Below are 14,186 nucleotides of genomic sequence, written 5' to 3' on the forward strand. Positions count from 1 at the left end.
GGGCTGAAGCACGCACGATAAGAAAGAGTTTTTACACACTCTGGGCCATTACCGGACATCAGCTGCGTGCGAAATATTCCTTGGTCAGCTTGACCACTACCGGACTCAGCAGCAACAGCGAAACGAGGTTGGGGATCGCCATCAGGCCGTTAAGGGTATCGGCCAACAGCCAGGCGAAGTCGAGCTGGGCGATGGCACCGAACGGAACCGCCAGCACCCAGATCACACGGAAAGGCCAGATGGCTCGCGTGCCGACCAGAAACTCCCAGCACTTCTCGCCGAAGTAGCTCCAGCCCAGGATGGTAGTGAAGGCGAAGACCACCAGCGCGATGGTCAGGATGATGCCACCGATACCCGGCATGGCCGACTCGAAGGCTGCCGCGGACAGCGCCGCCCCGCTTTCGCCGCTGGTCCAGACGCCGGTGCAGATGATCGCAAGGCCTGTCATCGAGCAGACGATGATGGTGTCGATGAACGTACCCAGCATGCCGATCATGCCCGAGCGCACCGAGCTGGTGGTGGTACCGGCCGCCTGAGCGATACCGGCGGTACCGAGGCCCGCCTCGTTGGAGAAGATGCCACGAGCCACACCGAAGCGAATTGCCGCCATGACCGCAGCGCCGGCGAAACCACCGGTAGCGGCGATCGGGGTGAAGGCGTGGGTGAAGATCAGGTCAAACGCCGCCGGAATGGTCGATGCATTGACTACCAGCACCACTACAGCAGCGATCAGGTAAGCCAGGCACATGAACGGCACCAGCGAGGCGGCGACCACACCGATGCGGCGAATACCGCCGAGGATCACCAGGCCGACGATCACCATGGTGATCAGGCCGGTCGCCCACAGCGGCACCGAGAAGGTGGTTTCCAGCGCGTGGGCCATGCTGTTGACCTGCACCATATTGCCAATGCCAAAGCCGGCCAGCCCGCCGAAGATGGCGAATGCGGTGCCGAGCCAGACCCACTTTTTGCCCAGGCCGTTCTTGATCGCATACATCGGGCCGCCAACGTGCTCGCCCCGGTCGTCCTTCTCGCGGTAATGAACCGCCAGCACGACCTCGCAGTACTTGGTCGCCATACCGACCAGCGCGGTGCACCACATCCAGAACAGCGCCCCCGGCCCGCCGAGAAAGATCGCCGTCGCCACACCGGCGATATTTCCTGTCCCCACTGTCGCGGCCAGGGAGGTCATCAGTGCCTGGAACGGGCTGATTTCACCGGTCGAATCATCTCCCTTGGCACGGCCGCGCCACATCAGCGCAACGCCTGTGCCGATGCGCGTAAGCGGCATGAACTTGAGGAAGATCATCAGGAACAGACCGGTACCGAGGATCAGTACCAGCATGGGTGGGCCCCAGACGAGGCCGTTTACGGTATTGACGAGGTTGTTCAGAAATTCCATTCGAGCACCTTATTTCTTATAGGCGAGTTCCCTCGCGTTGGGGGCGCGCTACCGTGGAGCCGTTGAAAAACATGACGCTTGTGGCGGTGGTTTTTCAGCGACCAGGTACCGACGACTCCGATCCGCCTCTGGAGCTGGTAAGCGCTGAGGTCCGCAGCGCTTTGCAAGACTCGTGCTAGAGCGTTGCGCGGCGATGACCGCGACGGTCGGAAGCGTGGATGCTACCACTGCATTCGCTCGTTGGGCGCGGGGCAATCGCGCCAGATTCGATGATCGAATCGACGCAGGAACCAGACCGAACGGTCAAACCCGGACAGCCCGCGTCCGCCGAATAGCGAATGGCAAGCAAAGCGAACTCAGCGTAGCCCAGTCTGGTGCGCGCGCCAGTGATCGCCGGCGCGCTTTGGTGCGGCTGTTGCCATATCAAATCGATCGGCCGGGTAGAACAGCGCCGCAAGGCGACGGCCGCCCTGCAGCCAAGCCGTGCCTGCGCTCAGAAATTGCGGCGGTAGAAGATGTCCAGCGAACTGGCCAGACCGCTGGCCGCCTCGAGAAAAATCCGCCGCGTCAGTTGATAACGCAGCGCGATGGTATTGGATGGCTCGAACACGCCCACGCCATAGCGCAGGGCCAGGCGTTCGGTCAGTCGGCCGGTGGCGACCACGCTGGTGCTGGCGCCCGTGCCTTCGGTGTCCAGCTGGAAATCCTGAATGCCCAGCCGTTGCGCCAACCCGCCGGTAATCGATGAGCTGCCAGCCAGGCCAAGGCCCAGCGCCGCCTGTGCCAGTAGGTTGCTGTCCCCGGTATCGGCACCCAGCGGTCGCCCCAGCACCAGATAGGCCAGTGCCTGCTCCTGACTCATGGCAGGTTCGGAAAAGACGTCGATGCGCGGCTGTTCAGCGCTACCGGTGATGCGCAGGCCGGCCACCACATTTTCCGCCTCGATCCGGCGGATCGCCTCGATGTTGAGGAACGGCTGGCTGATCAGGCCGGTAAACAGCAGCTCGGCGCGGCGGATGATCAGTCGCTGACCGTAGGCGCGATAGCGGCCGTTCTTCAGCTGCAGCTCGCCGCGCGCATCCAGGTTGTCGCCAATATGCAGGTAGCCGGCGAGATCCGCGGTCAGGCCGAAGCCGGAGAAGCGCAGGCGATCCTGGCCAACCTCGACATCGATATCCATCTTCACCGCCAGCGGTGTCGCCGGCTCCTCGGCTTCACGGCCCACGATCACGGTGTCTTCGGACACCTTCACCGTCGACGGTGGCAATTCACGCACGGTGATCGTGCCCCGTGGCACCTCGACCCGACCACTGACGGCCAGTTGCTGGCCGCTCAGAACGATGCGCAGGTCAGGCTCGACTTCAAGGTCGGCGTAAGGCTCAACCACCACCGGCAGGCGACTGCCCTTGATCGCCAGGTCCAGATCCAGTTCGTTCCGCCAGTCCAGTGCGCCGCTCAGGCTGCCGCGGCCCTGTTCGCCGGCCCGCCAGTTGCCGTCGATGTCCAGTCGCTCGCCCTCGATCAGCATGCGCACCCGCAGGTCTTCGAAGGTCGTCGGCAGCTCACTGCCGGCGATCTCCCCGTCGCTCAACAGCAGCTGGCCATTGAGCGTCGGCTGCTGCAGGGTGCCGGCCAGCTGGCCACTTCCGTTCAGTTCGCCGCGCAGACGCTCGACCATCGGCACAAACGGGCGCGCCACCGAAAGATCGAGACCGCTCAGGCGAAACTCGCCATCGATTGGCTTGGCCGCAGGCCGCGGATCGATCTGCAGCTGCACGTCCAGTTCGCCCAGCTCACCACCTTGGAAGCGCAGCTGGCTGTCGATCCGCTCCGGCAGCAGACGGCTGTTCAGCGCCAGGGTCTGATAGGGGAAGTCGTGCCACTCGTCCGCATCGCGAATGCGCAGCACGCCGGGGCCGGCGTCGACCTGAACCCGGCCATTGGGTCCGCCAGCGGGAAGGTCCAGCTCGATATCGGCATTCAGCTCGCCCTGCCAGCGGAAATCTTCGGGCAGATATCCGGCCAGGGTCTGCAGTGAAAAATCGCGCAGGCGATAGCGAATCTGCGGCTCCGGCAGCAGACGCTGATTCTCCGCACAGAGGCTTGCGGGCCCGGAGCGCCAACAATGCGCACCGAATTCCAGTCGGCCATCGGCAAAACGCTGCAGTGTCGCGGGCTGTTGCAGGGCCCAGTCCTGCTGCTGCGCGCTGAGTTCGCCACGCGTCAGCCGACCAAGCCAATCCTCACCGCGCAATCCGCCATCGAAGGCCAGCGCCAGGTCGAGCAACGGACCCTGCAGTTGCAGCTCGGCCTGATGCCGCTCGGCAGTGCCTTGGGCATTGATCCGCAGCGCGCCAAGATCGGTCTCGCCTGCGCGGATTCGCTCGGCATCTAGCGCCAGCCGACCGCGCTCCCCATCGGATAGCTGACCCTGCACGCTGAGGCGACGCAGCCGATTGTCCTGATAAGCGAGGTTGCGGCCGCTGAGCTCGAGCTGCCCGCTCGGCGCCGCTGCGGTTCCCGCCAGCGTGACCTCACCGTTCACTCGCCCTCTGAGGCCGGGCCACAGCTGTGCCAGGCGGCTCAGCTCCAGTTGCAATCGACCATCCAGCGTCTGTGCCCAGGTGCCGCTGCCGTGCACGCGGTTATCGCCCATGCGCAGTTCGATGACCGGCAGGTTCCAGCGCTCGCCTTCGCCGTTGGCCTGCAATTGCAGGCTGGTGTTCTGGCCGCGCAGGCGCCCGGCGATGTCGAGGCTCGCCTCGGCCTGCAACTGCTCGGCACGCAAGGCGCCCTGGCTTTTCAGCGAACCGCCGAGAGTGCCCGGCAGCTCGGCCAGCCAGTACGCCGGATCGAGTTCGCTCAGCGTCAGGTCCGCTTTCCAGTCCACGCCCTCGGCGAAGCCGACACTCAACGAACCCGTCGCACTGCCCTGCCCGGCCTGCAGTTGCAGTTGCGGTAGATGCACGGCTTCGAGGTTGCCGCTGACAGGGCTCACCAGGGTGAATTCGCCGGCCGGCCCGGTCATCGCCGAATCGAAGTTGCCGAGGTAGTTGCCATTGTCGTACTGGATCTGCGCGTTGAGTTCGCGCAGCGTCACCGGCGGCTCTTCGATCGCCGGGTAGAGCCGTCGCCAGGGAAAATCGCGCCAGAGCAGATTGGCATTCGCGGTCAGGCCGTCCTGCCAGTCGACATCGCCACTCAGCCGCACATCGCGTTGCTGCCCAGCATCGAGCTCGAGCATCTCGATCTGCGCTCCGCTCGGACTGACGACGCCCTCCAGCGCCAGCCGCACCGAGCCGCCCTCTCCTGGCAGCTCGGTGGTGCCGAGCAGGCGGTAGCCGTCCTGCAGGTTGCCACTCGCTGTCAGTTCCAGATCGTCCAGGCGCAAGGTGTCCGGCAGATCGGGCAGCGCCTTGAACCCGTCGGCATTCAGCCGGAGCGTCGCCGGCAATTGCTCATCGAGGGCGCGCAGCTGCCCGGTGAGGGTACCGTCCAGATAGCCCTGGCTTTGCACCTGCACCTGCAGCTGCTCGCGCAGGTCGCCATCCACCGCGATCATCAGCGCCCACGGCTGCTCGTCCGGCGACTGCAGCGCGGCCTGCCCGTCCAGCGTCAACGGCCATTCACCGCTGGGCTGCAGCCTGCCAGTCACTGACAGGTCCACATCCGCCCTGCGCAGGTCGAGGCGCTTGATGTCCAGGCCATCCGCACGCCAATCTGCCTGCAGATATAGATTTTGCACCTGCTCGCTTTCATTGAGCGTCACCCGGCCGATTTCGATGCGTTCGACTTGCAGCGCCAGCGGTAGATCGAGCTCAGGCAAGCTGAAGGGCTCCGCCGCCGGGTCAGGCTCGCTGGGCGGGAAGCTGAGGTCGATGTCGCCGGTGACCAGCTCGTCGATGCACAGCGTGCGTTTGAGCAGGCATGCCGGCGACCAGGCAAGACGGGGCTGTTGCACTTCGACACGGCTGCCGTCCTGCTCCCAGATCAGCCTCTCGGCCTGCCAGCGCAGGCCGAGTCGGCCCTCGAACGTTTCGACTGTCAACCCCGGCACCTGCCCCAGCAGCCAGCGGCTGCCGCTGGCGGTGCCGAGTAGCACGACGGTGACGATGAGCACGAGCAGTATCAGCCCAAGCAGCGTCCAGCCAAGCCCACGCAGTACCCGCATCACAGCTCCGGCCCCATGGAAAAATGCAGGCGGACGCCACCGTCACCATCCAGCGGGTGGGCGACGTCGACGCGAATCGGACCGACCGGTGACACCCAGCGCACACCGACGCCGACAGCACTCTTGAGCGTGGGAATTTCCAGCGAGTTGAATGCATTGCCTTGATCGAAGAAGGTGGCGACACGCCACTTCTCGCTGATCGAATACTGATACTCGGCGCTGACCGCGAACTGATAGCGGCCGCCTATCTTGTCGCCATCGGAGTTGGTCGGTGACAGGCTCTGGTAGTCGTAGCCGCGCACGCTTTGGTCGCCACCGGCGAAATAACGCAATGAAGGGGGCACATTGACGTACTCATCTGTCCAGTTGCCGCCCAGTTGCACGCGACCGAGAAAGCGATGCCGCTTACCCAAGGTGGTCAACCCGCGCAGCTGGGCATTGGCGTGGATCAGATCGGCGTCCGACAACAGCCCCGCCTTAGCCGCGGCCAGCTCGAACTGAAGGCGATAGCCATGGCTGGGGTCGATACGGTTGTCGCTGCGCAGGTAACTGTAGGCGACACCGGGCATCAGCAGCGTGCTCAGCCCCGAATCGTCGCCGAGGCGGTATTCCTCGTGCTGCCATTTCAATGAGAGAACCCGCAACCAGCCACTGGGCAGCTGGCTGTGCCACTCGGGGCCGACCCTGAGCAGGCGGCTGAGGCTGTCGGTGCCGGCGATCTCCTCATACTGATAGCCGCCGACGAAGCGCAGCTTGTCGGTCAACGGTGGGTCGAGGGGGATGTCGTACCAGAGGCCGACATTCTGCCTTGGCGCGGACAACTCGGCCTCGGCGCCGTAGCTGTGACCTTGCGGATTGACCCAGTGGCGGGTCCAGTGCAGGCGGATACGCGGCCCGACATCGGTGGAATAGCCGAGCCCGAGCCCGAAGGTTCGCGGCTTGCGAGTTGTCAGACTGACCGCGACGGGGATCCGCTGTTCGCGAGCACTGGTGGGGTTAGCATCGACCCGCACACCCTCGAAATAACCGCTGGACTGCAGCGCCTGGGTCAGTTCGGCGATCAGCTCCGAGTCGTAAGGTGTATTGGCCTCGAAAGGCACCATGCGCGACAGCAGGTCGTCGTCGAATGGCGCATCGCCTTCGAAACGCACGTCCCCCAGCCGGTAACGCGGGCCGCTGTCGAACACCAGATCGATGTCCGCGATGTTCTCCCGCGGATCGACCGCCAGCCGCTGCTGAGTGAAGCGTCCGTCAAAATAACCAAAGCGCGAAGCCTGATTGAGGAACTGCTGCTTCACGTCCTCGTAGCGGCCGTGATTGAGCACATCGCCCTGACGCAGGCTGCGCTGAGTGACGCGAAAGCCCGAAAATTCCGCCGCCGGCCCTTCCAGCCGCACATTGATGTTGCGTAAGCGCACCGGTTCGCCGGTCCGCACCCGCAGCACCAGGGTCGGTTCCTCGCCCTCACGCACATCGGTGCGGATGCGGCTGCGGTAGTAGCCCAGCGCTTGCAGGGCTTTCTCTGCCTGACGCTGCGCCACCCGGCTGTAGCGCAGCAACTCGCGCGCATCCCGGTCGCCCAGGTCGCCTATGTAGTTCTCGATATTTTCCCGGAGCGCCCGGTCTTCCGGCTCGATCCGAACGTCCAGCTCGGCGGCGCCGGCCTGAACGCCGCTCAACATCAGGATCGCAATTGCGGCTACCAGCAGGCCGATTCGGTTCGATTTGCGCATGGCGCGCAATGCTAGCACGGGCTGTCTGGCATGCCCGGGCACGCGGGCCAGAGGATTTGTAAGGCGGTCTTGCGGGGGGACGGGCATCGGCTGACATCGCGTGGCTTCAGACCAGTCAGACTGACCCGCCCGGATAAAATTCGCCCACACCTAGCGTGCCGCTTCCATCCGCCGGGGCGCCGGATGGAAGAAGACGTGTTCGACGACCGGCCCTACTGCCACCTGGCCGATTTCTTCGTAGCCTTGCCGTTGATAGAAGTTCAGGTAGCGCGGGTTGCCGGTGTCGATGACCAGGCCCTGGGAGGTTTCGTCCTCGGCACACCACTCATGCACTGCTTCCAGCAACTGCTCGCCATAATGCTGGCCCTGGAACTGCGGGTGCACCCCGAGCAACGGCAGCAGGTGCACGGCATCGCTGGGCAGGCAGGCGAGCACCGCGGCGTGGTAATCCAGGTAGCGCCGCGTGCAGCGGAAACCGGCAGTCAGCAGCATCCGCGCGCGCCAGGCCCAGCTCTCGGTGATATCCAACCGACGCTGCGGCGGCGCGATCAGCGCAACGGCGATCAGCCGGTCGTTCAGCAATAGCCCCAGCGCCGGTTGCTGCTGCAGAAAATGCTGGTTTACCAGCTCCCGCACGGTCGCGCGCACGCGCTGTTGATAGCCCGGGCGATCGGCTTCGAAGAGGTAGGCAAAGGTCGGTTCGTGGCGGTAGGCGTGATACAGCAGGGAACGGGTTTCGCGGTCGTAACCACTGTCGAGCGTGCGAACCTCGGCGGACATCGGCATGACGGCTCTCGGCTTTTTCATGATGGGTGATTGCAACTTAGCAGCGCTTCGCGCCGCCCGCCACGTCGGCAGATGACCAGCAGAGCGCGCCGCGGCAATCGCCGTGAGAGTGCCTTTGTACCTGCGGCACGGTGTCTCTAGAATCAGCGCTTCAAGTCCATCAGTTACCGGCGCGCGCCGTTGATACGCGTCGCGACAGCGTCCCTCCCATGGAATCCTCATGAAAATCGTTTCATTCAACATCAACGGCTTACGCGCCAGACCTCATCAGCTTTCTGCAATCATCGACAAGCATCAGCCGGACGTCATCGGTCTTCAGGAAACCAAGGTGGCCGACGAGCAGTTTCCCCAGGCGGAGATCGAAGCGCTCGGCTACCACGTCCACTATCACGGGCAGAAGGGCCACTACGGCGTCGCCCTGCTCTCGCGCCAGGCACCGCTGGAGATACACAAGGGCTTTCCCAGCGACGGCGAGGAGTCGCAGAAGCGCTTCATCTGGGGCCGCTTCGCCGGTGCCAACGGCCAGCCGGTCACCGTCATGAACGGCTACTTCCCCCAGGGCGAAAGCCGCGCCCATCCGGTGAAATTTCCCGCCAAGACCAAGTTCTACGCCGACCTGCAGACGCTGCTCGAACAGCAGTTCCGCCCCGAGGAATCCCTCGCGCTGATGGGCGACTTCAATATTTCCCCGCAGGACTGCGACATCGGCATCGGCGAAGTTAACGCCAAGCGCTGGCTGCGCACCGGCAAGTGCAGCTTTCTCCCCGAGGAGCGCGAGTGGCTCGAACGCCTGAAGGGCTGGGGGCTGCAGGACAGCTTTCGCGCCCTCAACCCGGAAGTCGTCGATCGCTTCAGCTGGTTCGACTATCGCAGCCGCGGTTTCGAGGACGACCCGCGCCGCGGCCTGCGCATCGACTACATCCTCACCACCGCAGCGCTGCACCAGCGCGTGACCGATTGCGGCGTCGACTACGACATCCGCGCGATGGAGAAGCCTTCGGACCACTGTCCGGTGTGGATCGAGCTGCGCTGACGACCGCTGTGCAATTCCGGCAGCGCCGCCCGCGCTGTCATTTATTGGTAACCGAATCGTCTTAATCTCGCGGCCTTCTACAAGGAGGTCGCGAGATGACGCCACGAGTGTTTGGACGGTTCTGGAATCGGGCACTGCCCCTGCTGTTGCTCACGCTTGGAAGCGCCTCCGGCAACAGCCTCGCCGCCCCGCCGGACGGAACGACCATACTGCGCATCCACGGCTCCAACACCGTGGGTGCCAAGCTGGCACCGATGCTGGTGGCCGGCCTGTTCGAGGCCAAGGGCCTGCAGTCGGTCCGCATCGCCTCGGCCGGCAAGGAGAACGAGCAGCGCGTCACCGCCCTCGACGAGCGCGGCAAGACCATTCAGGCGCTGGTCGCAGCCCATGGCACCGGTACCGGATTCGCCGGGCTGAAAGACCGCACTGCCGACCTCGCCGCTGCTTCGCGACCGATCAAGCAGAGCGAAGCGCAGAGCCTCGCCGCGCTGGGCGACATGCGCAGCGCCGAGAGCGAACAGCTCATCGCCATCGATGGCCTGGCGGTGATCGTCCATCCCGATAACCCGGTGCAGTCGCTCAGCGTAGAACAGGTCGCACGCCTCTTCTCAGGCGAGATCGCCAACTGGCGTGAGCTCGGCGGTGCCAATGCAGCCGTCGAGTTGCACGCTCGCGATGACCAGTCCGGCACCTACGACACCTTCAAGGAACTGGTGCTGGGCAGCCAGGGCAAAACGCTGGCTACCAATGCAACCCGTTACGAGTCCAACGACGCCTTGTCCCTGGCCGTCAGCCGCCGTAGCGGGGCCATCGGCTTCGTCGGTCTCGCCTCTGTCGGCAAGTCGAAGGCGCTGGCAATCACCGACGGGGATTCCCAGCCCATGCCACCGACCACGGCCCTGGTCGCCACCGAAGACTATCCCCTGTCGCGGCGCCTGTTCCTCTACGCCGATCCACAGAAGCAATCGAAATGGACCCGCGAATTCCTGACGTTCGTGCATAGTCCTGCGGGGCAAGCCATCGTCGAGAAATCCGGCTACGTGGCCCAGGCCATCGCGCCGATCAGGCTGCCGCTGCAGACCACGATGCCTGAGGCCTATCAGCAGCTGGCCAAGGAGGCACAGCGCCTGACCGTCAACTTCCGCTTCGCCGAAGGCAGCGCGCAACTGGACAACAAGGCCCAGCGCGACGTGCAGCGTTTGATCGACTATCTCAACAGCCACGACAAGCAGATGAACGCGGCGGTGCTGGTCGGCTTCGGCGACGCCCGCAACGATCCCGCGCGGACTGCATTGCTATCCAAACTGCGCGCCATGGCGGTGCGTCGCGAACTGGCGCGTGGCGGCATCCTTGTGAAAGAAATCAACGGCTTGGGCGATCAACTTCCAGTGGCATCTAACAGCGAAGCTGGCCGCATCAAGAATCGCCGCGTCGAAGTCTGGGTGTACTGAAACGAGTGCAAGATCGTATCGGCCGCCAGCCGCGGGCGTACTGTCCCGGTGCCGGCGCCGGGTTTAAGCTCGGGCGATTTCCGCCAGCAGGAATCATCCATGTACCTCGTCTGTGGTGAAGCGCTTTTCGATGTGTTCGCGGCCTCGACCGACAGCCGCAGTCACCTGAATCTGGAAGCCGTCGCCGGTGGCTCACCGTTCAACGTCGCCGTCGGGCTGGCCCGGTTGGGCACGCAGGCCGCGCTGCTCGGTGGGCTCTCCCGCGATCATTTCGGTCAGCGCCTGCTAGAGCTGCTGCAGGAAGAAGGCATCGCCACCGAGCACCTCGCCATCTTCGATGCGCCGACCACCCTGGCGATGGTCGCCATCGGTGCCGATGGCAGTCCGGTCTACAGCTTTCGCGGCGAAGGCTGTGCCGATCGCCTGTTGCACACCGAACAGCTGCAGCCGCTGCCTGCGGACATTCGCGGCATCCATTTCGGTTCCTACTCGCTGGTGACACCGCCGATTGCCGATACGCTGCTGGCGTTGCTGCATCGCGAGCATGCCCGGCGCATGATTTCACTCGATCCGAACATTCGCCTCAACGTCGAACCCAGCCTCGAACGCTGGCGCGAGCGGGTCGAGGCGTTCGCCGAACGCGCACATCTGATCAAGGTCAGCGACGAGGACCTGGCCCTGCTCTATCCAGACATGGCGCCAGCGAGCATCGCCCAGCGCTGGCTGGAGCATCACGCCGAACTGGTGGTGCTAACCCGCGGTGCCCACGGCGCACAGCTCTTCAGCCGCAAGCACGGCCAGTTGCACGTGGCAGCGCAGGCGGTGACGGTGCGTGACACCGTGGGCGCCGGCGACACCTTCCAGGCCGCGTTGCTCGCCTACCTGGCCGAACAGCAGCTGGACTCGCCGCGCGGGCTCGCGCAGATGGGACCCGCGCAACTGCAGGCCATGCTCGCCTTCGCCAGCAGCGCCGCTGGCATCACCTGTTCCCGGCGTGGTCCGGACCTGCCCTACCGATACGAAATTGTCTGACCGGTTTGGCCGTTGCGCCCTCAGCAGCTATAACCCTTCGTGGCCTTTCACGACAACGGACCCTGCATGAGAGCGTTGAAGATTACCGACCCGTCCTACGAGCTGATGGACGACCACCACGGCAACTCGCTGATCTATCGCGAACATGGTTTCCCCTGCCCGCTGGTGCGCTGGCACAACCACAAGGAATACGAGCTGCATCTGATCGTCGCCAGCTCCGGCAAGGTCTTCGTCGGCGACTACGTGGGCAATTTCGGACCGGACAGCCTGTTTCTCACCGGTCCGCACCTGCCGCACAACTGGATCAGCCAGGTCGAGGAAGGCGAGGTCGTGGCCAAGCGCGACATGCTGGTCAACTTCACCGACGAGATGCTCGAGGCCGGCCACGCTGTGTTCTCCGAGCTGCGGACTTTCACGCCGATGCTCGAACGCTCGCGCTACGGCATCGAGTTTCGCTGTCCGCAGACCATCGCCCAGGCACGCCAGCTGATGCAGCAGATCGCCGACAGCCGCGGCGCCACCCGCCTCGGCTATTTCCTGATCATGCTCGAGCTGCTTGCCAGATGCGACGACTACCAGTTGCTCTCCGGCGCCACCTCGGCACAGTTGAGCGACGAGCAGCAGGCCGACCGGACCAACATGGCGGTCAACTACATCTTCGAACACTACATGCGTGAACTGCCGCTGGAAGAAGTCGCCAGCCATCTCGGGATGAAACCCACCTACTTCTCGCGCTTCTTCAAGCGCGCCACCGGCCGCTGCTATGTCGAGTTCGTCAACAGCCTGCGCATCAGCAAGTCCTGCGAGCTGTTGCTCGATCAGGACAAGCCGGTTACCGACGTCTGCTTCGAGTCGGGCTTCAACAACCTGTCCAATTTCAATCGCCGCTTCCAGCAGCTCAAGGGCATGACCCCATCGCGCTATCGGCGCCTGGTCGAACAACGCCTGACCGAGCAGAACCTGGCCGGCTGATACGCTTCCGGCCGGGCGGGTTCGGCGCCCTCTTCCTGGACTGTCTCTACGTTCGCGCCATTACGGTTGTGGCAAAGCCTCATTCTTGAGCCCCGGCGACGGGTCTGGTCGGTGCCGCTGCGAGCGGCCCGCCTCGCTCAACCGAGTGCAAAAAAGTATCGAAGCGAGTGCAGTCACGGCTTTGTCGCGCTGCTCCCCCCGGCGTTGTAATGCTCGCGAGACGCTCGTAGCGCAGTACGCGGGTAACAACAAAAACAATAAGTGCTTCCAGGCCCCTGATCTGGAAGAGGAGTTCACGAATGAAAGCAATCAACTTGCTGCTCGGTTCCGCCTGCATGGCCACGATTGCGCTGGCCCAGGCTGCCGAAACCCTCACCGTCGCCACCGTCAACAATGCGGACATGATCCGCATGCAGCGCCTCTCCAAGACCTTCGAACAGCAGAATCCCGACATCAAGCTCAACTGGGTGGTGCTCGAAGAGAACGTTCTGCGTCAACGCCTGACCACCGACATCGCCACCGATGGCGGCCAGTTCGACGTGCTCACCATCGGCATGTATGAAGCTTCGCTCTGGGGCGACAAGGGTTGGCTGGCCCCGATGAAGGATCTGCCAGAAGGCTACGATCTGGACGACGTATTTCCTTCAGTACGCGAAGGCCTGTCGGTAGACGGGACGCTCTACGCCCTGCCGTTCTATGCCGAAAGCTCCATGACCTACTACCGCACCGACCTGTTCGAACAGGCCGGTCTGGACATGCCCGAACACCCGACCTGGACCCAGATGGCCGAGTTCGCCGAAAAGCTGCACAAGCCTGGCGAGGACCAGTACGGGATCTGCCTGCGCGGCAAGGCCGGCTGGGGCGAGAACATGGCGCTGGTCACCACCGTCGCCAACGCCTTCGGTGCGCGCTGGTTCGACGAGAAGTGGCAGCCCGAATTCGATGGTCCCGAATGGACCAAGGCGGCCAAGTTCTATGTCGACCTGCTCAGCCAATACGGCCCGCCCGGCGCCTCCAGCAATGGTTTCAACGAAAACCTGGCGCTGTTCAACAGCGGCAAATGCGCCATGTGGGTCGATGCGACCGTTGCCGGCTCCTTCGTGACCGATGTATCGCAGAGCAAGGTCGCCGACAAGGTGGGCTTCACCTTCGCCCCGCAGGAGACCACCGACAAGGGCTCGGCCTGGCTGTACTCCTGGGCACTGGCGATCCCGACCAGCTCCCAGCAGAAGGACGCCGCCAAGACCTTCACCGCCTGGGCGACTTCCAAGGACTACGCCAAGCTCGTCGCCGAAACCGATGGCGTCGCCAACGTGCCGCCGGGCACGCGCGAGTCCACCTACAACGAGCAGTACATGGCGGCCGCGCCGTTCGCCGAGATCACCCTGGAGTCGCTCAAGCAGGCCGATCCCGCCTCACCATCGGCCAAGCCGGTGCCCTACGTCGGCATCCAGCTGGTCACCATCCCTGAGTTCCAGGCCATCGGTACCCAGGTCGGCAAGATGTTCTCCGCCGCGCTGACCGGGCAGATGCCGGTCGAGCAGATGCTCACCGCGGTGCAGCAGTCGACCACCCGCGAAATGAAACGCGCCGGTTATCCCAAGTA

General features: G+C 64.1%; 9 protein-coding genes. 5 read left to right on the forward strand and 4 right to left on the reverse strand.

The annotated features are described in order from the left end of the window. Window positions 1-58 precede the first annotated feature (58 nt). The 4 genes from HZR81_RS10880 to HZR81_RS10895 form a co-directional block, all read right to left on the reverse strand. Window positions 59-1,402, reverse strand: a complete 1,344-nt coding sequence (locus HZR81_RS10880) for an alanine/glycine:cation symporter family protein (RefSeq protein ID WP_500128091.1) — start codon at window positions 1,400-1,402, stop codon at window positions 59-61. Between the two features lie 493 nt (window positions 1,403-1,895). Next, window positions 1,896-5,573 (reverse strand): translocation/assembly module TamB domain-containing protein, encoded by a 3,678-nt coding sequence (locus tag HZR81_RS10885; RefSeq protein ID WP_500128092.1) that lies wholly within the window; start codon window positions 5,571-5,573, stop codon window positions 1,896-1,898. Continuing rightward, window positions 5,573-7,255: an autotransporter assembly complex protein TamA gene (locus tag HZR81_RS10890; RefSeq protein WP_500128098.1), complete on the reverse strand. Its 1,683-nt coding sequence runs from the start codon at window positions 7,253-7,255 to the stop codon at window positions 5,573-5,575. Before HZR81_RS10890 ends, HZR81_RS10885 begins: the two co-directional genes overlap by 1 nt. A 201-nt stretch (window positions 7,256-7,456) precedes the next feature. Next, window positions 7,457-8,092: a GNAT family N-acetyltransferase gene (locus HZR81_RS10895; RefSeq protein WP_063540519.1), complete on the reverse strand. Its 636-nt coding sequence runs from the start codon at window positions 8,090-8,092 to the stop codon at window positions 7,457-7,459. Window positions 8,093-8,312: 220 nt separating this feature from the next. Between HZR81_RS10895 and xthA the strand changes: the two genes are divergently transcribed. From xthA to HZR81_RS10920, 5 genes are all read left to right on the forward strand, one after another. Further along, window positions 8,313-9,125 (forward strand): exodeoxyribonuclease III, encoded by an 813-nt coding sequence (gene xthA / locus HZR81_RS10900; protein WP_500128093.1) that lies wholly within the window; start codon window positions 8,313-8,315, stop codon window positions 9,123-9,125. Window positions 9,126-9,220: 95 nt separating this feature from the next. Further along, on the forward strand, window positions 9,221-10,576 hold the full coding sequence (locus HZR81_RS10905) for a substrate-binding domain-containing protein (RefSeq protein ID WP_500128094.1): 1,356 nt from the start codon (window positions 9,221-9,223) through the stop codon (window positions 10,574-10,576). A gap of 99 nt (window positions 10,577-10,675) precedes the next feature. Beyond that, complete coding sequence (locus HZR81_RS10910) at window positions 10,676-11,608, forward strand: carbohydrate kinase family protein (protein ID WP_500128095.1); 933 nt, start codon at window positions 10,676-10,678, stop codon at window positions 11,606-11,608. 66 nt (window positions 11,609-11,674) lie between these two features. Beyond that, window positions 11,675-12,580 (forward strand): AraC family transcriptional regulator, encoded by a 906-nt coding sequence (locus HZR81_RS10915; protein WP_285361662.1) that lies wholly within the window; start codon window positions 11,675-11,677, stop codon window positions 12,578-12,580. 299 nt (window positions 12,581-12,879) lie between these two features. Then, the coding region (locus HZR81_RS10920; protein ID WP_500128096.1) for an ABC transporter substrate-binding protein at window positions 12,880-14,186 on the forward strand (1,307 nt) is incomplete at its 3' end.

The organism is Pseudomonas sp. LM13 (assembly GCF_041381355.1).
Classification (GTDB): Bacteria; Pseudomonadota; Gammaproteobacteria; order Pseudomonadales; family Pseudomonadaceae; genus Stutzerimonas; species Stutzerimonas frequens.